The sequence below is a fragment of the Shinella sp. R2-11 genome (assembly GCF_055330205.1).
The window spans coordinates 352,488-375,267 of sequence record NZ_JBVAPC010000001.1 but is presented as its reverse complement, the minus strand read 5'-3'; the positions used below and the strand labels follow the sequence as shown (position 1 = coordinate 375,267).

Here is a 22,780-nt window from a genome sequence, read left to right as displayed (position 1 = left end):
CATGACAGAGACCCTCTCCCTTGCCATTCCGCCCACGTCGGCCAGCCTCGGCGCGGCCCTGCGCCGGGCCGAGCGGCCGAACCGCCTTCGCGCCTTCGCCCTCGCGCTGCCGGCGCTCCTCTTCCTCGTCGTCACCTTCGCCGCCCCGATCGGCCTCTTCCTCACCACCGCCGTGCGCAACCCGGAGGTCCGCAGCGTCCTGCCGCAGACCGTCGCCGCGCTCGACGGCTGGGATGGGCGCGCCACACCGGGCGAAGAGGCCTTCGCCGCGCTTGCCGCCGACCTTGCCCGCGCGAAGGAGGACAACACCGCCGCATCGCTCGGCAAGCGGCTGAACTACGAAAGCGCCGGCATGCGCAGCCGCATCATGTCGGTGGTCCGCCACCTCGGCAATCTCAAGGATGGCGCCCTTGCCCCGCAATTTGCGGCGCTCGATCCGGTCTGGGCCAGTCCCGACCTCTGGGCGATCATCAAGCGCAACGGCAGCGCCGTCACACCCTATTACCTGCTGACATCCGTCGACCTCGCGCAGGACGCCTCCGGCGGCATCGAGCGGGTGGAGGCGAGCCAGGCGGTGTTCCTCGACATTCTCGGGCGCACGCTCTGGATCGCGGCCCTCGTGACCGCCGCGACGCTCGTCCTCGGCTTTCCCACGGCCTATGTCATCTCGCTGGCGCCGTCGCGCATCGCCGGATTCCTGCTGCTTCTGGTGCTGCTGCCGCTCTGGACATCGCTTCTGGTGCGCACCACCGCCTGGGTCGTGCTGCTGCAGACGGACGGGGTGATCAACCAGATCCTCCTGGCGCTCGGCCTCACCACGGAAAAGCTCCAGCTCATGCTGACCCGCTTCGGCACCGTCACGGCGATGACGCATATCCAGCTCCCCTTCACGATCCTGCCGATCCTCAGCGTCATGAAGTCCATCCCGGAAGGGCAGATGCGGGCCGCCCGCTCGCTCGGCGCACCGCCCTTCTTCGCCTTCTGGCGGGTCTATGCGCCCCAGACGCTGCCGGGTGTCGCCGCCGGCTGCCTGATGACCTTCATCCTGTCGCTCGGCTACTACATCACGCCGGCCCTCGTCGGCGGCCCGCGCGACCAGATGATGTCGAACTTCATCGCCACCTACATCAACCGCGACCTGAACTGGGGCATGGCCGCCGCGCTCGCCTGCCTGCTCCTCGTCATGACGCTTTCCATCTACCTCCTGTTCCTGCGCCTCGTCGGCGCGGAGCGCATCAAGCTCGGGTGAGAACAATGTGGCTTCCCGCTTACGCAACCCGCGGCGAACGGCTCTGCCGCCTCGCCGTCGTCGCCTTCGCCTTCGCCGTGCTCGTCTTCCTGATCGGGCCGCTCTTCGTCGTCTTCCCGCTCTCCGTCTCGAAGGATCCGTTCTTCACCTTCCCGATCCAGGACTATTCCTGGCGCTGGTATGCGGATTTCTTCGAGAATGCGCGCTGGACGCAGAGCCTCTTCAACAGCCTCGTCGCGGCCGCCTGCAGCACGGCGCTCGCCACGCTGCTCGGCACGCTCGCAGCGCTTGGCATCAGCCGGCCGGGCTTTCCGGCGCGAAAGGCGGTCATGGCGCTGATGATCTCGCCGATGATCATGCCCGTCGTCATCGTCGCCGTCGGGGCCTACATGTTCTTCGGTTCGCTTGGGCTTACCAATACGCGCACCGGGCTGGTGCTCGCCCATGCGGCGCTTTCCATCCCCTTCGTCGTGGTCACGGTGCTTTCGGCGCTTTCCACCTATGACGCCAACCTCTCGCGGGCCGGCGCGAGCCTCGGCGCGGGTCCTGTCAGCGTCTTCTTCGCCGTCACGCTGCCGCTGATCCTGCCCGGCATCGTCTCCGGCGCGCTGCTCGCCTTCGCCGTCTCCTTCGACGAGGTGATTGTCGCCCTCTTCCTGACGGGCGCCGAACAGCGCACCCTGCCGGTGCAGATGTTCTCGGGCATTCGCGACCAGATCAACCCGACGATCATGGCGGCGGCGAGCCTGCTCACCACCGTCTCCATCGCGCTGTTCCTGGCCTTGAGCCTCATCCGCCGGGTGCGGCGGGCCTGATCGCGGCGGGTTTTCCGTCAGCCGTCCCGCGTCTCGGCGAGAAACGCATCGGCGAAATGCGCCGCGAAGCTCTCCGCCACCGGGGAGCGCTTGCGGTCCGAGCTCAGATAGATACCGACGACGACGTCCGTGAGCCTTGGCAGGCCGAGGGCGTCGTCGAGCGTTGCAAGCTTCGACGGCAGGATGCGGCGGGCGAGGACCGTATTGCCGAAGCCGGAGCCGACCGCCGCCTCGAGGCCGGAAAGGCTGGGGCTGGTATAGACGAGATCGTAGCCGCGCCCGTCGCGCTGCAGCGCCGTCAGCATCGCCCGCCGGTAGAGACAGCCTTCCGGATAGCAGACGATGCGCAGGTTGCCGCCGCCGTCGGTGACGAGCGAGGTCGGGCTGTCGCCGACCCAGGCGAGCGGCTCCTTCCAGGTCATGAACGCGCCTTCCGCCGGCCCATCCGGCGTCATCGCCACGACAAGGTCGTAAAGCCCGTTACGCAGGCCCTGCAGCAGGACATGGGAGAGGTCGCAGACGACCTCGAAGCGGAAATCGTGGCCGCTGCGGGCAAGGCGCGGCATCAGCTTCGGCAGGAAATGATCGGCATAGTCGTTGGGAATGCCGAGGCGGATCTTGCCGTGCTGGTCGCGCCGCGACAGGCGCAGCACCATCTCGTCGTTGAGCGCCAGCATCTGCCGGGCATAGCTCGCGACAAGCTCGCCCGCCTCGGTCGGCTGGGCGCTGGCATCCTTGGTGAAGAGGGAAACGTTGAGCAGTTCCTGCAGCTTCTTCATCTGCAGGCTGATGGCCGGCTGGGTGCGGCCGAGCTGTTCGGCGGCGCGCGTGTGGCTGCGCAGGTCGATGACCGCCAGGAAGGTGCGAAGAAGGTCGGTCGGGATATTTCTCACGGGGGCGGCACCGCTTCCAAAAGGAAACGGGCCGATCGGACGGCCCGTTCCAAGTTGCCCGCGGACGGGTCAGGCGGGGAGGATATTATGCTCCGGACCGAAGGGGAAGCCCGTGATGTTCTCGCTGCCGGTTTCGGTCATCACCAGGATGTCGTGCTCGCGGTAGCCGCCGGCCCCCGGCATGCCGTCCGGAATGGTCAGCATCGGCTCCATGGAGACCACCATGCCCGGCTGGAGCACCGTGTTGATGTCCTCGCGCAGCTCCACGCCCGCCTCGCGGCCGTAATAATGCGAGAGCACGCCGAAGGAATGGCCGTAGCCGAAGGAGCGGTAGCCGAGCAGGCCGTGATCGCGGTAGATCTCGTTGAGTTCCGCCGCCACGTCGCCGCAGCGCGCGCCGGGCTTGAGCAGTTCCAGGCCGCGGCGGTGCACCGCGCAGTTGATCTCCCAGATGCGCAAGTGCTCGTCGCTGGCATGGTCGAGGAACAGCGTGCGCTCCAGCGCCGTATAGTAGCCGGCGATCATCGGGAAGCAGTTGAGCGAAAGGATGTCGCCCTTCTCGACGCGGCGCGAGGTCACCGGATTGTGCGCCCCGTCGGTGTTGATGCCCGACTGGAACCAGACCCAGGTGTCCATCAGCTCGGCATGGGGGAAGCGGCTTGCGATATGGCGGACCATGGCCTGCGTGCCGGCGAGCGCCACCTCGTATTCCGGTACGCCCTCGCGCACCGCCTTCGCGACGGCGGCCCCGCCGATATCGGCGGTCCTTGCGCCTTCCTTGATGAGGGCGATCTCCTCGTCCGACTTGATCGTGCGCAGCCACATGGTCGGGGAACCGATGTCGACGAATTCGACATTCGGGAAGGCCTCTTCCAGCAGGCGGCGCAGCTCGAGATCGACCTGGTCGAACTCGATGCCGATGCGCGAAGCCTTCGGCAGGAGCGTCTGCAGGGCATGGAAGAAGTTGTCGCGCTGCCAGTCCGTATAGGTGATGTTGTCGCCGAAGGTGCGGCGCCAGGGCTGGCCGGCATCGATGCCGGCGGAAACGGAGGTGGCCTTTTCCGGCGTGATGACGAAGGCGTAGCGCCGGCCGAAGGAGCAATAGAGGAAATCGGAGAAGTAGCAGATGTTATGATACGAGGTCAGGATCGCCGCATCGAGCTTCAGTTCCTCCAGAATGCGGCGCATCGCATTCTGCCGCCGCTCCATCTCGCCCGCCGAGAAGGTCGGCTGTACCTTCTTGCCATTGTGCATCTCCTGCAGCCGCAGAAGCTGGTTGGGCATCCCCCGCGCAAACATGTTCATGTGAAGCTCCTTCTCCGCGCCAACGCGCTGTTTGACGGGGATCAGGGTAGGAACCTTCACGGGTTCTGGAAAATTAGAAGTTCCAATGCCCTCATAAGGAAAGCGCCGCGGCGCCTGCGACACGCACGCAAGGAAATTCCCCAAAGCGGCGACCGGTGGAAACAAGTTGACAAATCCGCCCCGAACTCGGTAATTTCCGGAAAATTCTAATTGGCACTTGGGCCCCTCCGGAACCGATCGTTCCGGCGGGGCTTTTTTGTTTGGTTTCCAGGCATGGTCGCGAACGGCAAGAAGATCATCTCCGTGGGAGTGCTGTTCTCCCAGTCCGGCCCCTACGGGCGGCTGGGATACGAGGGCTATCGCGGCGCGATCGCCGCGATAGAGGCCGTCAATGCGCAGGACCTGCCGTTCGCGCTGAAGCCCGTCGCCGCCGACCCGGGCGGCAATATCGACCGCTACGCGGCGCTGTGCGACGATCTGGTCACCGGCCATGGCGTGCGCCATGTCGTCGGATGCACGACGTCGTGGAGCCGCAAGGAGGTCATTCCGATCGTCGAGAAACGCGATGCGGTGCTGTGGTATCCTTGCGTCTATGAAGGCTTCGAGGCGAGCGATCGCGTCGTCTATATCGCGGCCTGCGCCAACCAGCATCTGGTCCCGTTGATCGACTTCATCATGCCGCGCTTCGGCAAGCGGGCGATCCTGCTCGGCTCGAACTATATCTGGGGCTGGGAAACCAACCGGCTCGCGCGCGAGATGTTGCATGCGGCCGACGGCGAGGTGCTCAGCGAGCGCGCCGTCGCCATCGGCGACACGGATATCGGCCATCTCATCCGCGAGATCGAGGCCAGGAGGCCGGATTTCATCCTCAACAACCTGATCGGCGAATCCTCCTATGCCTTCCTGAAGGCCTATGCCGACCTCGGCCGGCGCGATGCCGATTTCCGCGCCACCGTGCGGCCGGTGCTCAGCTGCAACTTCTACGAAAGCGAGCTGGAAAGAGTGGGCGGGGACGCGGAAGGGAACTTCACCGTGAGCTGTTATTTCCGGTCGCTTCCCGGGGAGGCGAACCGGGCCTTTCTCGAAAAGGCGCAAGGGGACGCCTCCGGCAGCGGAATCTCGGCCTTCTTCGCCCAGAGCTATTCCAGCATCCTGCTGATTGCGGACGGGATCGCCCGCGCCGGCACGGACGCCATCGAGCCCGTTCTCGCCTCCTGCAAGAGGCATGCGACAAGCACGCCGCTCGGCGATATCATCGTCGACGCCCGCACCAACCATATCGCCCTGCCCGCCCATATCGGGCGGGCGCGCAATGACGACGGGTTCGATATCGTGCACCTGGCGGAAAGCGCCATCCAGCCGGACCCCTTCATGGCCCGGACCCATCTGAAGTCCAGCATGAACGAGGGCCAGCAGCCCGGCTTCCTGAGGCTCGTCAAATGACCAAGACCGACCGATCCCTCGCCTTCCCCTCCTGGGGCGCCTTCGAAAACTGGACGGCGCTGATCGTCCACCGCCGCCACGCCAATGTGGACGCCATCACGCAGCAATTGCAGCGCATCGGCGTCGAGGCGGTGGAGTGCTGGCCGGACGTGCCGGAGAATGCCGACGTCTCCCCCTTCAACATCGTCTTCTTCGATGTCGACATGGGCTATGACGGGCAGTTCCCCTGGCAGCCGCAGCAGGCGCCGGTGCCGACCGTGGCGCTGATCGGCTCCGAAGCGCCCGGGCGCATCGACTGGGCGCTGCGCCAAGGCGCGGATGCGCAGCTCATCAAGCCGATCGGCAGCGCCGGTGTCTACAGCGCGCTGGTCATCGCCATGCACAATTTCCACCGGCGGCATGCGCTGGCGACGGAGATCGGCGCGCTGCGCGACAGCCTCGACCAGCGCGAGGCGGTGGCGCAGGCGACCGCGATCCTGATGCTGGCGGAAAATATGTCCCCCAGGCAGGCCTACCAGAAGCTGCGCCTTGCCGCGATGACCGAGCGCGTCAGCGTCGAGGCCATGGCGCGGCGTTTCCTGAACGAACAGCAGGCAGGACCCGACCGTGAGCGCGCTTGATACCCTTCCCGGCAACCGGAAAAAGGCCGAGCGCGGCGTGTTCGCCCGCATCCTGCGCCGGCGGCTGGCGGCATTCGGCCTCTTCGTCATCGTCCTGACGGTCGTTGCGGCGCTCTTCGCGCCGTGGATCGTGCCCTTCGATCCGAACGAGCAGTTCTTCGACGGGCTGACACTCGAGGGCGCGCCGCTGCCGCCCGACGGCAAGTTCTGGTTCGGCACCGACCTCGTCGGCCGCGACCTGTTCTCGCGCCTGATCTACGGCGCGCAGACCTCGCTGATCATCGGCGTGGTGGCGAACGGCATCGCCGTCCTGATCGGCTCGGCGGTCGGCATCTGCGCCGGCTATTTCCGGGGCGTGGTCGAGACCGTGCTGATGCGCTTCACCGACCTGATGATGGCCTTTCCGGCCCTCCTGCTCGCCATCGTGCTGGCCGCGATCTTCAAACCGAGCCTGTGGATCGTCGCCATGGTGATCGCCATGGTCAACTGGGTGCAGATCGCCCGCGTGCTCTATACCGAGACCCGCTCGCTCTCCGAGCGCGACTTCATCGAGGCGGAGCGGGCGATGGGCGCGGGCGCGCCGCGCATCATCCTCAAGCATATCCTGCCGCATCTCTTCTCCACCATGATCGTCTGGGCGACGCTCGGCATTGCCACCACGGTGCTCTTGGAGGCGACGCTGTCCTTCCTCGGCATCGGCGTGCAGCCGCCGACCCCTTCCTGGGGCAACATCATCTTCGAGAACCAGACCTATTTCACCAGCGCGCCCTGGCTGGTCTTCATTCCCGGCGCGGCGATCCTGCTGCTGGCGCTGGCCTTCAACCTGGTCGGCGATGCCCTGCGCGACGTGCTCGACCCGACCCAGCAGGGACACCACTGATGCCCGCCTATATCGCCCGCCGGCTGCTCCAGACGCTGATGATCCTGATCGGCATCAGCTTCGTGACCTTCATCCTGCTCTATCTGGTGCCGGCCGATCCGGCGCGCCAGATCGCCGGCCGCAGCGCCACGGCCCAGACCGTGGAGAACATCCGCGAGCAGCTCGGGCTGAACCTGCCCTTCTACGAGCAGTATCTGCGCTATCTGAAGGGCCTCGTGCAGGGCGATCTCGGGCGCTCCTATCTCCAGAAGACGGAGGTCGCCTCGCTCATCTGGTCGCGCCTTCCGGCAAGCCTCCTGCTCATGGCCGGGGCGATCGTCAGCGAGCTCGTCATCGGCCTCACCATGGGCGTCGTCGCCGCCACAAGGCGCGGCAGCCGCACGGACAACGCGCTGATGATCTTCTCCTTCGTCGGCGTCTCCGCGCCGCAATTCGTCATCGGCATCCTGATGCTCTATGTCTTTGCGGTGAAGCTCGGCTGGTTCCCGATCGGCGGATACGGCACGTTCCAGCACATGGTCCTGCCGTCGCTGACGCTCGGCCTGCTCGGCGCGGGATGGTATTCGCGCATGATGCGCTCGTCGCTCCTCGACGTGCTGCGCCAGGACTATATCCGCACCGCCCGCGCCAAGGGCCTTGCCCGCTGGACGATCCTCTTCCGCCACGCCATGCCCAACGCCATCCTGCCGATCATCGCCATGATCGGCATCGATATCGGCCTGTTCATGTCGGGCATCGTGGTGGTGGAAAGCGTGTTCGGCTGGCCGGGCATCGGCCAGCTCGCCTGGCAGGCCATCCAGCGCGTCGACATTCCCATCATCATGGGCGTCACCATCGTTTCCGCCTTCGCCATCGTTCTCGGCAACCTTCTTGCGGACCTCATCACTCCGCTGATCGACCCGCGCATCAAGCTGCGGTGAAGAAACACTCCAGAGAGAAAGGGACAGACATGAAAAAAACACTTCTCGCAGCCGCGTCCGTGCTGGCGCTTGGTCTTGCCGCCCCGCTCGGCGCAATGGCCGAAACCGTCAAGCAGGGCGGTTCGATGATCGTCACCTACAAGGACGACGTCTCCACGCTCGACCCGGCCATCGGCTACGACTGGCAGAACTGGTCGATGATCAAGTCGCTGTTCGACGGCCTCATGGACTACGAGCCGGGCACCACCAACCTGCGCAAGGAAATCGCCGAGGACTACACGATCTCCGAGGACGGCAAGACCTTCGTCTTCACCCTGCGCAAGGGCGTGAAGTTCCACAACGGCCGCGAACTGACCGCCGACGACGTCAAGTATTCCATCGAGCGCGTGGTGAACCCGGCGACGCAGAGCCCCGGCGCCGGCTTCTTCGGCTCCATCGCCGGCTTCGAGGAAGCGTCCGCCGGCAAGGCCGAACATCTTTCCGGCATCACCGTGACCGATCCCTATACGATCAAGTTCGAGCTGAGCCGTCCCGACGCGACCTTCCTGCATGTGCTGGCGCTGAACTTCGCCCATGTGGTCCCGAAGGAGGAGGTCGAGAAATACGGCGCCGACTTCGGCAAGCATCCGGTCGGCTCCGGCGCCTTCAAGATGGCCGAATGGACGCTCGGCCAGCGCATCGTCTTCGAGCGCTTCAAGGATTATTACAATCCCGAACTGCCCAAGCTCGACCAGATCACCTTCGAGGTCGGCCAGGAGCCGGTCGTCGCGCTGCTGCGCCTGCAGAACGGCGAGATCGACATTCCCGGCGACGGCATTCCGCCGGCCAAGTTCATCGAGGTGACCCAGGATCCGAAGTTCAAGGACCTGATCATCCAGGGCGGCCAGCTGCATACCGGCTACGTCACCATGAATGTGAAGATCGCGCCGTTCGACAATGTGAAGGTGCGCCAGGCCGTCAACATGGCCATCAACAAGGATCGCATCGTCCGCATCATCAACGGCCGCGCCCTGCCCGCCAACCAGCCGCTGCCGCGCTCCATGCCGGGCTATGCGGAAGACTACAAGGGCTATCCCTACGATCCGGAAAAGGCCAAGGCGCTGCTCGCCGAGGCCGGCGTTCCGGACGGCTTCGAGACCGAGCTCTTCGTCGCCAACACCGATCCGCAGCCGCGCATCGCGCAGGCCATCCAGCAGGACCTCGCCGCCATCGGCATCAAGGCGTCGATCAAGTCGCTGGCGCAGGCCAACGTCATCGCGGCCGGCGGCGAGCCGGACGGCGCGCCGATGATCTGGTCCGGCGGCATGGGCTGGATCGCCGACTTCCCCGATCCGTCCAACTTCTACGGCCCGATCCTCGGCTGCGGCGGCGCGGTCCAGGGCGGCTGGAACTGGTCGTGGTACTGCAACGAGGAGCTCGACAAGAAGGCGCAGGAAGCCGACTCGATGGTCGACCCCGCCAAAAAGGCGGAGCGCGAGGCGCTGTGGCGCGACATCTACCTGAAGATCATGGACGACGCGCCCTGGGCGCCGATCTTCAACGAGGAACGCTTCTCCGTGCGCTCCGAGCGCCTCGGCGGCCCGGATGCGATCTTCGTCGATCCCGTTCATATCCCGGTCAATTACGACGAGGTTTACGCAAAAGATGTGCAATAACTGCCAGTACACCATCCATGGCCGGCATCATCACTTCGGCTGGGACAATTCGTTCCAGCCGGCGGAAACGGTGGCCCCGGGCTCGACGCTGAAATTCGAATGCCTCGACAGCGGCGCCGGGCACTATCATCCCGGCAGCACCGTCGCGGACGTGTCGACGATGGATTTCTCCAGGGTCAATCCGGTCAGCGGCCCCATCTTCGTGGATGGGGCCAGGCCCGGCGACGTGCTTAAGGTCACCATCCATCAGTTCGAGCCCTCGGGCTTCGGCTGGACGGCCAACATTCCCGGCTTCGGCCTGCTCGCCGACGACTTCAAGGAGCCGGCGCTGGCGCTGTGGAACTACAATCCCTCAACGCTGGAGCCGGCGCTGTTCGGCCAGCATGCCCGCGTGCCGCTGAAGCCGTTTGCCGGCACCATCGGCGTCGCGCCGGCCGAGAAGGGCCTGCACTCCGTCGTGCCGCCGCGGCGCGTCGGCGGCAATCTCGACATCCGGGACATTGCCGCCGGGACCACGCTCTACCTGCCGGTCGAGGTGGAGGGCGCGCTGTTCTCCATCGGCGACACGCACGCCGCGCAGGGTGACGGCGAGGTCTGCGGCACGGCGATCGAAAGCCAGATGAACGTCGCGCTGACGCTCGACCTCATCCGGGACACGCCGCTGAAGATGCCGCGCTTCACCACACCCGGCCCCGTGACCCGTCATCTCGACAGCAAGGGCTACGAGGTCACCACCGGCATCGGCCCGGATCTGTGGGACGGCGCGAAGGCGGCCCTCTCCAACATGATCGACCTCCTCTGCCAGACGCAGAACCTCAACCCGGTGGACGCCTACATGCTCTGCTCGGTCTGCGGCGACCTGCGCATCAGCGAGATCGTCGACCAGCCGAACTGGGTCGTGTCCTTCTACTTCCCGCGCTCGGTCTTCGAATAGGCATGCGGGGGGCGGCTCCGGCCGCCCCTCCCACAATCCAGAAAGCATGGACATGAATACGGCTTTTCCGCTCTTGCAGGTCAGGGATCTGGTGACGCAGGTCGCAACGCCCGACGGTGCGCGCACCGTCGTCGACCGGCTGTCCTTCGACCTCAAACGCGGAGAAACGCTGTGCATCGCGGGGGAAAGCGGCTCGGGCAAATCGATGACCGTGCTGTCGCTGATGCAATTGCTGCCGAAGAACCTCGCGCGCGTGGCCGGCGGATCGGCCATCATGAACGGCCGCGACATCCTGAAACTCGACGAAGGCCAGATGCGCGGCGTGCGCGGGCGCCATATCGGCATGATCTTCCAGGAGCCAATGACCTCGCTCAATCCCGTCCTGACCATCGGGCGGCAACTGGCAGAAGCCGTCGGCTTCAGGTCCGGCCTTTCGGACGCGGCGATGGCGCACCGCTGCAAGGAACTGCTCGACGAGGTGCAGATTTCCGATTCCGCGCGCCGCCTGCTGCAATATCCGCATGAACTGTCGGGCGGCATGCGCCAGCGCGTGATGATCGCGATGGCGCTCGCGCAGAAGCCGGAAATCCTGATCGCGGACGAGCCGACCACCGCGCTCGACGTCACCGTGCAGGCGCAGATCCTCGCTCTCATCCGCAAGCTCCAGGCCGAAAACGGCGTCTCCGTGATCCTCATCACCCACGACATGGGCGTGGTGGCGGAAATGGCCGACCATGTGCTGGTGATGAACAAGGGCAGGGACGTGGAGCACGGCCCGCTGCGCGAGGTCTTCCACCAGCCGAAGGACGACTATACGCGCAAGCTGCTCGCCGCCGTGCCGCGGCTCGGCGAGATGACCGGGACGGACAAGCCCAAGCGCGCGCCCGCGCAGGCCAGGGCGGAGGAAGAGGCGGAGAAGGCAGCACCCGTGCTCGAAGTCGACGATCTCGTCGTCCGCTTCGACATCAAGGGCGGCATCCTGCAGCGGCCGGTGCGGCGCGTCCATGCGGTGGAGGGCGTGTCCTTCACCGTCGGGCGTGGCGAGACGCTGTCGCTCGTCGGCGAATCCGGCTGCGGCAAATCCACGACCGGGAAGGCGCTGCTCAACCTCGTTCCGTGGAGCGGCGGCATCCGCATCGGCGGAAAAAGCACGCAGGGGCTCAGCCGCGCGGCCATGCGGCCGGTGCTGCGCGACATCCAGATGATCTTCCAGGACCCCTATGCCTCGCTCGACCCGCGCATGCGGGTGGGCGACCTCGTCGCCGAGCCGCTCGTCATCCACGGCCTCGCTGCCGGCAGCGAGTTGAAGGACCGTGTCGAATATCTCTTCCGCCGCGTCGGCCTGTCCGCCGAGCAGATGCGCCGCTACCCGCATGAATTCTCCGGCGGCCAGCGCCAGCGCATCTGCATCGCACGTGCCCTGTCGCTGTCGCCGAAGCTGATCGTCGCCGACGAGAGCGTCGCGGCGCTCGACGTCTCCATCCAGGCGCAGGTCCTCGACCTGCTGCAGGACATCCAGAACGAGACCGGCATCTCCTACCTGTTCATCAGCCACGACATGGCGGTGGTCGAACAGATCAGCCATCGCGTCGCCGTGATGTATGCCGGCCGCTTCGTCGAGATGGGCACGCGCGCCCAGGTGTTCGAGAACCCGCAGCACGATTATACGCGCAAGCTGATGGATGCGGTGCCCGTCGCCGACGCCGACCGCGAGCGCCGGCTTTTCATCCCGAACGAGGGCGAGCTGCCCAGCCCCGTCAAGCCGCTCGACTACGCCCCGCCCCTCTCCGTCCGCAGGGAGGTCGGGAACGGGCACGTGGTCTGGCACGAGGCGAAGGTCGCCTAAGACCCGGGAAGGGATCGGGCAGGACGCCACTTGACGTCGCGCGGACCGGCGTCCTAATTGAGCCCGACGGTTCCCGGAGGAAGACTCCGACGGGATTAATAGGGAACACGGTGCGGACGACCCAACAGGGACCAAGACCGTGGCTGCCCCCGCAACTGTAAGCGGATTGCCGATCATCACGGGAAGGGCCGGCGCGGCCTTTTCCGGGCCAAGGGCCATGCCACTGCGGATGTCGCGGGAAGGCAGATGATCGACAGATATCCGCGAGCCAGGAGACCTGCCGTCGAACACGATCCAATCAGCCGGGCGGGGATGCCTGGAAGGGAGCAGACATCTTTGACCTGAGCCTTCGCCGATATACGGCCTCCATCCGCCTCGATTGGGCTTTTCCCGTCCACGAGGCGTGAGCAATCCGTCGCCGCACCGTCACGCCGTATTGCCACCCTCCCCGAGATCGAGGCTCCCATGCGCCAGACAATCGCAACCATCACCTTCGCCCTCGGCCTTGCCGGCCTTGCCGGCACGGCTTTCGCCGCCACCCGATATCCGCTGACGCTCGAAAATTGCGGCCGGCAGGTCACCTTCGAGAAAGCGCCGGAGAAGATCGTCTCCATCGGCCAGGGCATGACCGAAGTGCTTTTCTCGCTCGGCCTTGCCGACAAGGTCGCGGGAACAGCGGTCTGGGTCGGGCCGGTGCTGCCGCAATATGCCGAGGCCAATAGCAGGATCAAAAGGCTGGCGGACAACGATCCGAGCTTCGAGGCCGTGGTCGGGCAGGAACCCGATCTGGTGGCCGCGGAATTCGAATGGCATGTCGGCGCGCAGGGCTCCGTCGGCAAGCGCGAGCAATTCGCCGATCTCGGCATCGAGACCTATATCGCGCCGGCCGATTGCGTCGCCAAGATCAACACCGACGGCGGAGACGGCGTGCGCGAGACGCTGTTCACCATGGACCTGGTCTATCGGGAAATCGCCGAACTCTCCGAGATCTTCGACGTGAAGGACCGGGGCGATGCGCTGATCGCCGAACTGAAGAAGCGCGAGGCGGATGCCGTGGCGTCCATCGCCGGCGCGGCCGGCAAGAACCTGCCCGTCGTGTTCTGGTTCTCCAGCAAGGAAGTCAACGGCGATGCCTTCATCGCCGGCAAGAACAGCGCGCCGGCCTATATCCTCAAGACCATCGGCGCGAAGAATGTCGTGACGACCGAGGAGGAATGGCCGCTGGTCGGCTGGGAGACGATCGCCCAGGCGAACCCCGCCGTCATCGTGCTCGCGACCATGGACCGCCGCCGCTATGCCGCGGACGATCCGAAGGTGAAGATCGACTTCCTCGAAAACGATCCCGTCACCAGGGAACTCGATGCCGTCAAGAACAAGCACTTCGTGATGATGGACGCCCAGTCGATGAACCCGACGATCCGCACGATCGACGGCATCGAGACGCTGGCGAACGGCATCAAGGCCTTCGGCCTCGCGCAGTGAGGATTACCGCTTCATGGCGGCATCGGTGGTGGGTGCTTGCGGCACTCGCCATCGCCTCCACCCTTCTCCTTGCCCTCATGATCGGCCTCGCGGTCTCCATCGGCGAGATCGCGATTCCCGTTTCCACGACCGCGAGGGCCGTGTCGAACCGGCTTTTCGCAACGGCGTTCGAGCTCAACCGCATCCATGAGGGCGTCATCTGGGACTATCGTCTCAGCCGGGCGCTGGTGGCGGCCAGCGCGGGGGCCTCGCTCGCGCTGTGCGGCGCCATCCTCCAGGCATTGCTTCGCAACCCGCTGGCCGAGCCCTATGTGCTCGGCATATCGGCCGGCGCGTCGACCGGCGCCGTCTGCGTGATGATCCTCGGCCTCGGCCACGGCGTCCTCTCGCTTTCCGGCGGCGCCTTCGCCGGCGCGCTGGTCGCCTTCCTGCTGGTGGGCATCCTTGCCTCGGGCACGGGCGGGTCGAGCGAGCGGATCATCCTGTGCGGCGTCGCCGGCTCGCAGCTCTTCAATGCGCTGACCTCCTACATCGTCACGACGTCGGCGAATGCGGAGCAGGCCCGCGGCGTGCTGTTCTGGCTTCTCGGCTCGATGAGCGGCGTGCGCTGGCCCGATGTCTATCTCTCGGTGCCGATCACGCTCGCGGGCTTTGCCGCCTGCCTGTTCCATGCCCGCGCCCTCGATGCCTTCGCCTTCGGGACGGATGCCGCGGCATCGCTTGGGATTGCCGTGCGCAGGACCCAGATCGTCCTCTTTGCCGTCACGGCGATCATGACCGCGGCCGTCGTCAGCATGGTCGGCTCGGTCGGTTTCGTCGGGCTCGTCATCCCGCATGCCGCCCGCTTCCTCGTCGGGCCCTCGCATGGCCGCCTCCTTCCGGCGACCGCGCTCGGCGGCGCGATCTTCGTGGTCGCCGCCGACATCGTCTCGCGCATCATCATCCCGCAGCAGATCCTGCCCATCGGGGTGGTCACGGCGCTGTTCGGCGCACCGGCCTTCGCCGTCATCCTCTATCGCGTCCGGAAAAGCGCATGAGCATCTCCATCGAAGACGTATCCTATTCGGCCGGGAACACCCTGATCATCGACGGGGTCACGCTCGCGGTGACGCAGGGCAAGGTGCTCGGCCTGCTGGGGCCGAACGGATCGGGAAAATCCAGCCTTCTGCGCCTGATCTGCCGCCTGCGCCGTGTCGAGAGCGGGGTGATCCGGCTGGGCGGGTACGATGTCTCCACCCTCTCACGCGCCGGCCTTGCCCGCCGCGTCGCCTTCGTGGAGCAGCAGTCGACGACCGATATCCCGCTGACGGTGCGCGACATCGTCCAGCTCGGACGAACGCCCCATCGCGGCCTTCTGTCCTCATGGACGCCCGAAGGGGATGCGGCGGTGGACATTGCGCTTGAACGGGTCGACATGAGCCACCGGGCCGGCCAGCTCTGGCAGACCCTTTCCGGCGGCGAGCGCCAGCGGGTTCACATAGCAAGGGCGCTCGCGCAGACGCCGAGCGAGCTGCTGCTCGACGAGCCGACGAACCACCTCGACATCCAGCACCAGCTCGACATCCTCTCCCTGGTATCGAAGCTCGGCATCACCTGCATCATCGCCATGCACGACCTCAATCTCGCGGCGATGTTCTGCGACAGCCTCGCCGTGCTCGACAAGGGCAGGATCGTCGCTGCGGGAACGCCGCAGGCGGTTTTGACGGAAGAGCTGATCGCGCGCGTCTTCGGCGTCCGGGCCCATATCGAACGGTCGGCGGTCCATGGCCGGTACAACATCCAGTACGCGATGGACTGAAGGACGGCGGCGCTCTTGCGGAGTGCCGACGATCGTTCGGCACTCCGGGTCTTCGGAAGAAGGACGGGCTATCGCCTCTGCACGCCCGGCAGGACGCAGAGCATTTCGAACAGCAGGTTCGCCGCGGTGATCGCCGTGTTGCCGGACGGGTCGTAGGGCGGCGAGACCTCGACGAGGTCGCAGCCGACGAGGTTGAGGCCCCAGCAGCCGCGGATGATCTCCAGCGCCTGGATCGTGTTGAGGCCGGCGATTTCCGGCGTGCCGGTGCCGGGCGCGATCGACGGGTCGAGGCTGTCGATATCGAAGGAGAGATAGACGGGACGGTCGCCCATCTGCGCGCGCACCTCCTCCATCAGCGGGGTGAGCGACTTGTGCCAGCACTCCTCCACCTGCACGACGCGGAAGCCCTGCTCACGCGGCCAGTCGAAATCGTCCGCCGCATAGCCGGTGCCGCGCACGCCGATCTGGATGCAGCGGCTGGTGTCGAGCACGCCGGCCTCGACGGCGCGGCGGAAGGGCGTGCCATGGGCGATGGGTTCGCCGAACATGTGCTCGTTGATGTCGGCATGGGCATCGACATGGATGAGGCCGACGGGGCCGTATTTCTCGGCCATGGCGCGCAGGATCGGGTAGGAGAGCGTATGGTCGCCGCCGAGCGTCAGCGGCTTGCAGCCGTCCCTGATGATATCACGGTAGGCATCGGTGATGATGTCGACGCATTTCGGCAGGTTGAACGTGTCGATCGCCACATCGCCGATATCGGCGACCTGCAGGCTGTCGAAGGGCGCGGCGCGCGTCGCCATGTTGTAGGGGCGGATCATGCAGCTTTCGGTGCGGATCTGGCGCGGCCCGAAGCGCGTGCCCGGCCGGTTCGAGGTGCCGATATCCATGGGGATGCCGACGAAGCAGGCGTCGAGCCCTTCCGTCGTCGGCTGCGTCGGCAGGCGCATCATGGTGGCGGGACCGCCGAAGCGCGGCATCTCGTTGCCGCCGAGCGGCTGGTTGAAGGTCTTGGTCGTCATCTATCTTCCTCCGGCGGGGCAGCCTGTTTCTGTCGTTTGCCCCATCCTGAACATCACTTTACGAAACTTGCCCGGGCGCCCGGAATACCCCTTTTCGATTATTCTCGCTACGTCCAGGCATAGCGCACGATGTGGAAGAAGACCGGCGCGGCGAAGACCAGGCTGTCGGCGCGGTCGAGCATGCCGCCGTGCCCCTCGATCATGTGGCCCCAGTCCTTGACGCCGCGGTCGCGCTTGATCGCCGAGGCGACAAGCCCGCCGAAGAAGCCCATGATGCAGGCAAGGCCGGCCAGCACGCCCGCCTCCAGCGGTAGGAAGGGCGTCAGCCAGTAAAGCCCGGCCCCCAGCAGCGACGCGCTGGCAATGCCGCCTATCAGGCCTTCCCAGGTCTTGGACGGCGAGATGTTCGGCGCGACCTTGTGGCGGCCGAAGAGCTTGCCGAAGATATATTGCAGCACGTCGCTGCCCTGCACCGTCGCGATCAGGAAGGCGATCAGCAGAAGCCCCCTCCCCTCGTTGCCGGGAATGGGCAGCGTCACCAGCGCCGGCACGTGGCTGATGCAATAGACCGAGAGCATGATGCCCCATTGCTGCTCGCTGACCCGCTCCAGGAAGCGGGACGTGTCGCCGCGGATCGCCGTCAGCGCCGGCATGGCGAGGAAGCAATAGACGGGAACGAAGATCGAATAGAGCCCGTACCAGTCGATCCAGATCAGATAGTACTGGACCGGGATGACGATCAGGAACATGCCGAGCAGCGTCCAGCGGTCGGCATGGCGGGTGTTGGTGAGCGTCACATATTCGCGCAGCGCCGCGAAGGAGACGAAGGCGAAGAGCAGGATCACCCCGCCGGGGCCGAACAGGAAGGCGGCGCTGATGCCCGCGACCATGATCCACCAGGCCTTGATGCGGGCATTGAGGTTGTCGAGCGTCCCCGGCAGCGGCCGCGTGCTACGCCAGGAAAGGACGCCGGCAACGAGGCTTGCCGTGGTGAGGACGGCGACGAGGCCGAGGAAGAGGCGCGTGGTGTCGTCGCTCATGGGCGATTTCCATCCTTTCGGGGCGCAAGGGCAAGAAGGGCGGAGCGGGCGCGGTCGAGGAAGACCTTCCGGTCCTCCCCCGCCTCCAGCCTGACGGGTTCGCCGAAGACGACGCGGCAGAGCAGCGGCACCGGCAGCAGCGCGCCTTTCGGCAGGACGCGCGACATGTTCTCGATCCAGCAGGGCACGAGCTCGACATCCGGCCGGGCGGCCGCGAGATTGTAGAGGCCGGAGCGGAAGCGCAGCAGCGGTTCCTCCGTCATGTTGCGCGTGCCCTCGGGGAAGAAGATCAGGGATTCGCCCGCATCGAGCGCCGCGAGCATGACAGCAAGGGGATCGGTGGTGCGCTCGACCCAGTTGCGCTCGACGAGCACGGTGCGCAGCAGCTTTTGCGCGATGAAGCGGCGGACGGCATCCGCCTTCCAGTAATCCGCGCCGGCGACCGCGGCCGTCCGGCAGCGCTCGGCGGGATTGAGGCAGGTGGAAACCAGGATGAAATCGCCGTGGCTCGCATGATTGGCGAAATAGATGCGCTGCGGGCCGTTCGGCTTCACGCCCGCCCAGATCGGCCGGATGCCGGTGACGGCGCGCGAAAGGCCCGCAAGCGCCGCGCTCGACGCTTTCTGCAGCAGCGATGCCTTGCCGTATCTCATGTTCCCACCACAGCGTCGAGCAAGAGAACGGCATAGAGCATCACGCCGATGGCGAGCGAAATGCGTTGCAGCCAGAGAAGCCTGCGGCACCCGGCAAGGCGTTCCGGCATGGTGCGCACCACCCCGTCCCTTGCGCGAAGCCCCATTCGCGCCAGCACGTCATCCACTGCGGCAAGTCCCGTCGCCTCCTCGCCATGCGAGGCGGCGAGCCGGAAGAGCGCGGCATCGAAGAGAAGATGGACCGAGAAGGCGAGCGGCAGGAGGCAGAAGGCAAGCAGCAGCCACCAGGCAAGCGGTCCCGCAAAACCCTCCGCTCCCGCGGTCGGCGGCGCGAGCGCAAGGACCAGCAAGGCGATGAGCCCGCCGATGAGGCCATTGCGCCGCAGCCGGCGGCTGGCGCCTTCCGCCATGCTGCTCCACGCGGTCATCGCGCTGCCTCCTCGATGGCCGCATAGGCCCCGACGTCCAGACGGACCGGCCGGCCGGATGCTTCGATCTGCGCCACGGCGGCCGCGGCACTTCCCGCATGCCCCGACTGCAGCAGCCAGCAGGCGGCAACCATGGCGCTACGCTGGAAGCCGAGGGCGCAGCAGATGAGAACGGGGCCATGCCGGCGGGCCGCTTCAACCGCCAGCGCAGCCTCGCGGATGCGCGCGGCGGGGACGGGCAACAGGTCGAGCGAGGGAAAGGCATGCCAGGCAAGGCCGGACGCCTTCAGGCCCGGCAGTTCCGCCGTCATGTCGACGACCGTAGCACAGGCCCCGAGTTCGCCGCGCGCAGGCATGCGGCCGAGGAGGACGCCGTCGGCGATTTCAGCCGCGGGTGCAAGATGCCGCGTCCACCAGCGGATATTCAGCCGCACCCCGAGCCGGTAGGGCAGGAACAGCCAGCGGCCGGCAAGGCTGATCGCGCCATCGGCCCCCTTCTGGAAGACCCGTTCCCCGGCACCGGCATAGCCGGCGGCGACAAGGGCGAGCGCGAGCGCCGGCCAGAGAAGGAGGAGGCCGGTCCCGGAACCGCGCGTTGCCGGAACGGCGAGGACAAGCAGGATCGCCGCGCCCGACCCGTAGCAGATCGCAAGCCGCCGGGCCTTGGCGTCCTTCGTCAGGCGGAAGCCGGCAAGCGGCGAGGATTGCCCGGACGGGAAGAGCCAGAGCGCGAGGAAGCCGAGCAGCGCGCCCGTCGGAATGTCGATGACATGGTGCTGCCACGTCGTCAGCACCGAGATGCCTATGAGGAAGCACCAGACATGCCATGCGGCACGCCATCCCCCGGCAAGCCGCGTGCGCCAATGGTCCCAGATGATGACGAGCAGGGCGATATGCAGGGACGGCGCCTGGTTGAATGGCTTGTCGAACCCGCCGAGCACATCGAACATGAAGCCCGGCAGGCCATGCGTTTGCGGCCGCTGGAAGATCGCCTGCAGCGGGAAGGCGACGAAGCAGGCGACGGCGACGAGCTGCGCGGTGAGATAGCGGCGCGCGAGGCGCCCGACCTCTTCCGGGCTGTCGTTGACGAAGAGCGAGAGCGCATAGAAGGCATTGATCGACCAATAGGGGACGATGGTCCAGGCGATGAAGGGAATGCGCTCTTCCCAGCCGAAGGCGAGGTTCGGCACATCCGTCCTCAGCGAGGCAAGCCAGTTGGCGGTGCCGTAGGTGAGATAGAAGAACGGCGCGAGAACGGCGAGCCAGAGCGCCGCCGCCCGGAAAACCGCGCGTCGGCCGCTCGACGGAACGGATGCGATACCCTCTCCCATGCGATCCTCAGATGCGCTCGGCGAGCGACACGGTGAAGATGCCCCACTTGTCGATGCGCTGCTCGATCTTGCGGAAGCCGGCGGCGGCCACGAGCTGGTCCATCTCCTGCTGGGTGCGCCGGCGCATGATCCAGGCCTCGCCGCCGCGATGCGAGGTGAGCGCGCGGGCGATCATCTCGAGCTGCGGATGCCAGGGCTGGCCGGTATAGACGAGCAGCGATCCCGGCTCCATCGCCCGCGCGAGGCCGGCAAGCGAGGCCTCGATCAGGGCATTGTCCGGGAAGAGTTCATAGAGGCCGGAGACGATGGCGAGCGTCGGTTTCGGCGCGATGGCGGCAAGCCCCTCCGTGTCGAAGGCGTCGGCGCGGTGGAAGGCGGCGATGTCCTGAAGGCCTCGTTCGGCGATCAGCGCTGAGCCTTTCTCCACGTTGATCGGCGAATAGTCCTGCAGGCGGATGCTTTCCGGCTTCGCATCCGAGGCCGCGACGGCATCCAGCACGTAGCGGCCATGGCCGGCGGCAATGTCGAGGACGCGCAGCGGCCTTCCTTCCGCCGCAAGGCGCGAAAGCGCCTTTGCGATCAGTTCCTCCAGATGAATCTTCCGCTGCCGGATGCCGCGCCAGCCGATGGCCTCGAGGAATTGCCTGTCGATCAGCCGCCCGCCGGGTCCGAGGCCGCGCGGTTCATTTTCATAGACATAGTCCAGCGTCGAACCGGAATCGAAGCCGGTGCGTACGCCGTTCGCGATCCCCTTGGAAAAGAGGGCGCCCAGCCGGATCGAGGCGCGCGTCATCGCCCAGTAGAGGCCGCGCGGGGAGAAAGGCGAAAGCGGCGTTGCCAGACGATCCGCCTCGTCGCGCGTATGGCCGGACAAATGGGCCTGCCGGAGATCCGCGACGACCGGCGGCACGGCGAAGCGGGAAAGGATGAAGGCGCGCAGCTTTTCCAGCGCCTTCGCCCGCTCCCGCTCGCCGAGCGTGTCGTGATAGAAGCCGGGCAGCATGTGGCGTTCCTTGATCGTGGAGCCGAGATTTTCGAAGAAGCGGTGCTGCGGCGCATGGCGCACGACGAAATCGCTGCCCGAAACGAGAAGCTGCGTCGGCACCGTGATCGCGCGGGCATCGGCCACCACGCGGTCGGCCGCCTCGTAGAGTTCCAGGAGGATGTTGGAGGCGATGGGGCGCGTGATCAGCGGATCGGCTTCGAAGGAGGCGATCCGCTCGGGATCATGCGTCAGGAAGCGCGCCTTGACATAGGAGTTGACGAAGAACGTGCCCTTCAGCTTCTGCCAGAACGCGATGCCCTCCTTCGCGAAAGGCACGTAGAGCTTCACGTCGAAGGCGGGCGAGGCGAGCACCAGCGCGCGGATGCCCGGCGCGTAGTCGTGCACCCAGGTCGCGGCCAGGACGGCACCGACGCTCTGGGCGACGACGGCGATGTCCTCCATGGCAAAGCCGTCCGTCTCGCTTATATGGCGCACGAAGCAGTCGAGGTCTCGCACCGAATGGGCGAAGGACGGGGAATGGCCCCGCTCGCCGGGCGAGCGGCCATGCCCGCGCGCATCCCAGGCATAGAAGGTGAAATCGTCGAGGCCGAGTTCTTCGGCGATATGCGCGACGCGCCCGCCATGTTCGTGGCCGCGATGCAGAAGCACGATCGCGCCCCTGGCGGTGCCGGAGCGGGCGGGCCAGACGCGATAGAACAGCTCCACGCCATCATGGCTCGCAAACGCCTTTTCGATCATGCCGTCATCCCCTTGCACTGATATCATCCTCCCCTATACGGATGAGGCCCCATATTCGCAGTTGATTTCTCGTCGATTGCGCTTTCTTTTCAATCGAAGCAATCGAGCGGATTTTCGCTTTCATGTCGATCTATAAACTGAAATCGTCCTTCCAGAGCCTGCTTCGTCCACTGGTGGGGCGGCTGGCGGCCATGGGGCTCACCGCCAACCAGGTGACGCTCGTCGCCGCCATCGTCTCGGTGGGGATCGGCGCGCTTCTGCTTGCCCTGCCCGAACCGGCGCTCTTCGCGCTCGTGCCGGTCTGGATGTTCCTGCGCATGGCGTTCAACGCCATCGACGGCATGTTGGCGCGCGAGCATGGCCAGAAGAGCGCGCTCGGCGGCTATCTCAACGAGATCGCCGATGTCGTTTCCGATGCGGCGCTCTATGTGCCCTTCGCCCTGATCGCCCCCTTCTCGCTGCCCTGGATGGCGGCCATCGTGTTCCTCGCGACCCTGACGGAATTTGCCGGCGTTCTCGGCGTCGCCCACGGCAGCGGGCGCAACTACGAAGGACCGATGGGCAAGAGCGACCGTGCGCTGCTTTTCGGTGCGCTGGGCGCCCTCGTCGCCGCCTTCGGCACGCTGCCGGCCTGGACATGGCATATCCAGCCGATGGCCTGCGTGCTGCTCGTCTGGACCGTGGTCAACCGCGTGCGCGCGGGCCTTGCCGAAAGCTGAGCC

At 66.2% G+C, this 22,780-nt stretch carries 21 protein-coding genes and 1 riboswitch; of the genes, 13 read left to right on the top strand and 8 right to left on the bottom strand.

Translation table 11 applies throughout. The annotated features are described in order from the left end of the window. The first annotated feature begins 1 nt into the window (after nt 1). Both ACZ1A1_RS01840 and ACZ1A1_RS01835 read left to right on the top strand, forming a co-directional pair. On the top strand, nt 2-1,249 hold the full coding sequence (locus tag ACZ1A1_RS01840; protein WP_463618516.1) for an ABC transporter permease: 1,248 nt from the start codon (nt 2-4) through the stop codon (nt 1,247-1,249). A gap of 5 nt (nt 1,250-1,254) precedes the next feature. Continuing rightward, on the top strand, nt 1,255-2,064 hold the full coding sequence (locus ACZ1A1_RS01835) for an ABC transporter permease (protein WP_415215352.1): 810 nt from the start codon (nt 1,255-1,257) through the stop codon (nt 2,062-2,064). Between the two features lie 17 nt (nt 2,065-2,081). Here the strand turns inward: ACZ1A1_RS01835 and ACZ1A1_RS01830 are convergent, their stop codons facing one another. Then, nucleotides 2,082-2,957, bottom strand: a complete 876-nt coding sequence (locus tag ACZ1A1_RS01830) for a LysR family transcriptional regulator (RefSeq protein WP_313192022.1) — start codon at nt 2,955-2,957, stop codon at nt 2,082-2,084. A gap of 69 nt (nt 2,958-3,026) precedes the next feature. Further along, on the bottom strand, nt 3,027-4,241 hold the full coding sequence (locus tag ACZ1A1_RS01825) for a M24 family metallopeptidase (RefSeq protein WP_424548037.1): 1,215 nt from the start codon (nt 4,239-4,241) through the stop codon (nt 3,027-3,029). A gap of 294 nt (nt 4,242-4,535) precedes the next feature. Here ACZ1A1_RS01825 and ACZ1A1_RS01820 point away from each other — a divergent pair, with 294 nt between their 5' ends. From ACZ1A1_RS01820 to ACZ1A1_RS01775, 10 genes are all read left to right on the top strand, one after another. Further along, nucleotides 4,536-5,705 (top strand): transporter substrate-binding domain-containing protein, encoded by a 1,170-nt coding sequence (locus tag ACZ1A1_RS01820; RefSeq protein ID WP_463618515.1) that lies wholly within the window; start codon nt 4,536-4,538, stop codon nt 5,703-5,705. Further along, nucleotides 5,702-6,325, top strand: coding sequence for an ANTAR domain-containing response regulator (locus ACZ1A1_RS01815; RefSeq protein ID WP_313192024.1), 624 nt, complete (start codon nt 5,702-5,704; stop codon nt 6,323-6,325). The genes ACZ1A1_RS01820 and ACZ1A1_RS01815 overlap by 4 nt, the downstream gene beginning before the upstream one ends. Beyond that, on the top strand, nt 6,312-7,205 hold the full coding sequence (locus tag ACZ1A1_RS01810; protein WP_463618514.1) for an ABC transporter permease: 894 nt from the start codon (nt 6,312-6,314) through the stop codon (nt 7,203-7,205). The genes ACZ1A1_RS01815 and ACZ1A1_RS01810 overlap by 14 nt, the downstream gene beginning before the upstream one ends. After that, the gene (locus ACZ1A1_RS01805; RefSeq protein WP_119255396.1) at nt 7,205-8,125 is read left to right on the top strand and encodes an ABC transporter permease; all 921 of its coding nucleotides are present in this window, start codon (nt 7,205-7,207) and stop codon (nt 8,123-8,125) included. The genes ACZ1A1_RS01810 and ACZ1A1_RS01805 overlap by 1 nt, the downstream gene beginning before the upstream one ends. 29 nt (nt 8,126-8,154) lie before the next feature. Beyond that, nucleotides 8,155-9,780: an ABC transporter substrate-binding protein gene (locus ACZ1A1_RS01800; RefSeq protein WP_463618513.1), complete on the top strand. Its 1,626-nt coding sequence runs from the start codon at nt 8,155-8,157 to the stop codon at nt 9,778-9,780. Next, nucleotides 9,770-10,714: an acetamidase/formamidase family protein gene (locus tag ACZ1A1_RS01795; RefSeq protein ID WP_463618512.1), complete on the top strand. Its 945-nt coding sequence runs from the start codon at nt 9,770-9,772 to the stop codon at nt 10,712-10,714. Before ACZ1A1_RS01800 ends, ACZ1A1_RS01795 begins: the two co-directional genes overlap by 11 nt. 52 nt (nt 10,715-10,766) lie before the next feature. Beyond that, on the top strand, nt 10,767-12,560 hold the full coding sequence (locus ACZ1A1_RS01790) for an ABC transporter ATP-binding protein (protein ID WP_463618511.1): 1,794 nt from the start codon (nt 10,767-10,769) through the stop codon (nt 12,558-12,560). A gap of 50 nt (nt 12,561-12,610) precedes the next feature. Next, nucleotides 12,611-12,859, top strand: a riboswitch (cobalamin riboswitch). Nucleotides 12,860-13,025: 166 nt separating this feature from the next. Continuing rightward, complete coding sequence (locus ACZ1A1_RS01785) at nt 13,026-14,042, top strand: ABC transporter substrate-binding protein (RefSeq protein WP_463618510.1); 1,017 nt, start codon at nt 13,026-13,028, stop codon at nt 14,040-14,042. Further along, entirely contained in the window at nt 14,039-15,079 is a 1,041-nt protein-coding gene (locus tag ACZ1A1_RS01780) for a FecCD family ABC transporter permease (RefSeq protein ID WP_463618509.1), read from the top strand. The genes ACZ1A1_RS01785 and ACZ1A1_RS01780 overlap by 4 nt, the downstream gene beginning before the upstream one ends. Continuing rightward, nucleotides 15,076-15,840 carry an ABC transporter ATP-binding protein gene (locus tag ACZ1A1_RS01775; RefSeq protein ID WP_463618508.1) on the top strand — a complete coding sequence of 255 codons (765 nt, stop codon included), beginning with the start codon at nt 15,076-15,078 and terminating at the stop codon, nt 15,838-15,840. Before ACZ1A1_RS01780 ends, ACZ1A1_RS01775 begins: the two co-directional genes overlap by 4 nt. Nucleotides 15,841-15,908: 68 nt before the next feature. Here ACZ1A1_RS01775 and speB read toward each other — a convergent pair whose 3' ends face one another. The 6 genes from speB to ACZ1A1_RS01745 all read right to left on the bottom strand — a co-directional run bounded on the left by speB (nt 15,909) and on the right by ACZ1A1_RS01745 (nt 22,058). Beyond that, nucleotides 15,909-16,862, bottom strand: coding sequence for an agmatinase (gene speB, locus ACZ1A1_RS01770; protein WP_119255401.1), 954 nt, complete (start codon nt 16,860-16,862; stop codon nt 15,909-15,911). 107 nt (nt 16,863-16,969) lie between these two features. Next, nucleotides 16,970-17,902: a phosphatidate cytidylyltransferase gene (locus ACZ1A1_RS01765; protein ID WP_463618507.1), complete on the bottom strand. Its 933-nt coding sequence runs from the start codon at nt 17,900-17,902 to the stop codon at nt 16,970-16,972. Further along, nucleotides 17,899-18,555 (bottom strand): lysophospholipid acyltransferase family protein, encoded by a 657-nt coding sequence (locus tag ACZ1A1_RS01760; protein WP_463618506.1) that lies wholly within the window; start codon nt 18,553-18,555, stop codon nt 17,899-17,901. Before ACZ1A1_RS01760 ends, ACZ1A1_RS01765 begins: the two co-directional genes overlap by 4 nt. Further along, a complete protein-coding gene (locus ACZ1A1_RS01755) occupies nt 18,552-18,983 on the bottom strand; it encodes a hypothetical protein (RefSeq protein WP_463618505.1) in 432 nt (143 codons plus the stop codon). The genes ACZ1A1_RS01760 and ACZ1A1_RS01755 overlap by 4 nt, the downstream gene beginning before the upstream one ends. Then, entirely contained in the window at nt 18,980-20,314 is a 1,335-nt protein-coding gene (locus ACZ1A1_RS01750; protein WP_463618504.1) for a phosphatase PAP2/dual specificity phosphatase family protein, read from the bottom strand. The genes ACZ1A1_RS01755 and ACZ1A1_RS01750 overlap by 4 nt, the downstream gene beginning before the upstream one ends. Nucleotides 20,315-20,321: 7 nt before the next feature. Further along, on the bottom strand, nt 20,322-22,058 hold the full coding sequence (locus tag ACZ1A1_RS01745) for a bifunctional alpha/beta hydrolase/class I SAM-dependent methyltransferase (RefSeq protein ID WP_463618503.1): 1,737 nt from the start codon (nt 22,056-22,058) through the stop codon (nt 20,322-20,324). 122 nt (nt 22,059-22,180) lie between these two features. On the opposite strand from ACZ1A1_RS01745, the gene ACZ1A1_RS01740 reads away from it, so the two are divergent. Beyond that, nucleotides 22,181-22,777: a CDP-alcohol phosphatidyltransferase family protein gene (locus ACZ1A1_RS01740; protein ID WP_463618502.1), complete on the top strand. Its 597-nt coding sequence runs from the start codon at nt 22,181-22,183 to the stop codon at nt 22,775-22,777. Nucleotides 22,778-22,780: the final 3 nt, after the last annotated feature.

Excerpts from the sequence above, each read along its gene's own strand:
- ACZ1A1_RS01840 (WP_463618516.1), top strand. The coding sequence starts at position 2 with ATGACAGAGACCCTCTCCCTTGCCATTCCGCCCACGTCGGCCAGCCTC.
- ACZ1A1_RS01835 (WP_415215352.1), top strand. The coding sequence starts at position 1,255 with ATGTGGCTTCCCGCTTACGCAACCCGCGGCGAACGGCTCTGCCGCCTC.
- ACZ1A1_RS01825 (WP_424548037.1), bottom strand. The coding sequence starts at position 4,241 with ATGCCCAACCAGCTTCTGCGGCTGCAGGAGATGCACAATGGCAAGAAG.
- ACZ1A1_RS01820 (WP_463618515.1), top strand. The coding sequence starts at position 4,536 with ATGGTCGCGAACGGCAAGAAGATCATCTCCGTGGGAGTGCTGTTCTCC.
- ACZ1A1_RS01815 (WP_313192024.1), top strand. The coding sequence starts at position 5,702 with ATGACCAAGACCGACCGATCCCTCGCCTTCCCCTCCTGGGGCGCCTTC.
- ACZ1A1_RS01805 (WP_119255396.1), top strand. The coding sequence starts at position 7,205 with ATGCCCGCCTATATCGCCCGCCGGCTGCTCCAGACGCTGATGATCCTG.
- ACZ1A1_RS01800 (WP_463618513.1), top strand. The coding sequence starts at position 8,155 with ATGAAAAAAACACTTCTCGCAGCCGCGTCCGTGCTGGCGCTTGGTCTT.
- ACZ1A1_RS01795 (WP_463618512.1), top strand. The coding sequence starts at position 9,770 with ATGTGCAATAACTGCCAGTACACCATCCATGGCCGGCATCATCACTTC.
- ACZ1A1_RS01790 (WP_463618511.1), top strand. The coding sequence starts at position 10,767 with ATGAATACGGCTTTTCCGCTCTTGCAGGTCAGGGATCTGGTGACGCAG.
- ACZ1A1_RS01785 (WP_463618510.1), top strand. The coding sequence starts at position 13,026 with ATGCGCCAGACAATCGCAACCATCACCTTCGCCCTCGGCCTTGCCGGC.
- ACZ1A1_RS01775 (WP_463618508.1), top strand. The coding sequence starts at position 15,076 with ATGAGCATCTCCATCGAAGACGTATCCTATTCGGCCGGGAACACCCTG.
- speB (WP_119255401.1), bottom strand. The coding sequence starts at position 16,862 with ATGACGACCAAGACCTTCAACCAGCCGCTCGGCGGCAACGAGATGCCG.
- ACZ1A1_RS01765 (WP_463618507.1), bottom strand. The coding sequence starts at position 17,902 with ATGAGCGACGACACCACGCGCCTCTTCCTCGGCCTCGTCGCCGTCCTC.
- ACZ1A1_RS01760 (WP_463618506.1), bottom strand. The coding sequence starts at position 18,555 with ATGAGATACGGCAAGGCATCGCTGCTGCAGAAAGCGTCGAGCGCGGCG.
- ACZ1A1_RS01755 (WP_463618505.1), bottom strand. The coding sequence starts at position 18,983 with ATGACCGCGTGGAGCAGCATGGCGGAAGGCGCCAGCCGCCGGCTGCGG.
- ACZ1A1_RS01750 (WP_463618504.1), bottom strand. The coding sequence starts at position 20,314 with ATGGGAGAGGGTATCGCATCCGTTCCGTCGAGCGGCCGACGCGCGGTT.
- ACZ1A1_RS01745 (WP_463618503.1), bottom strand. The coding sequence starts at position 22,058 with ATGATCGAAAAGGCGTTTGCGAGCCATGATGGCGTGGAGCTGTTCTAT.
- ACZ1A1_RS01740 (WP_463618502.1), top strand. The coding sequence starts at position 22,181 with ATGTCGATCTATAAACTGAAATCGTCCTTCCAGAGCCTGCTTCGTCCA.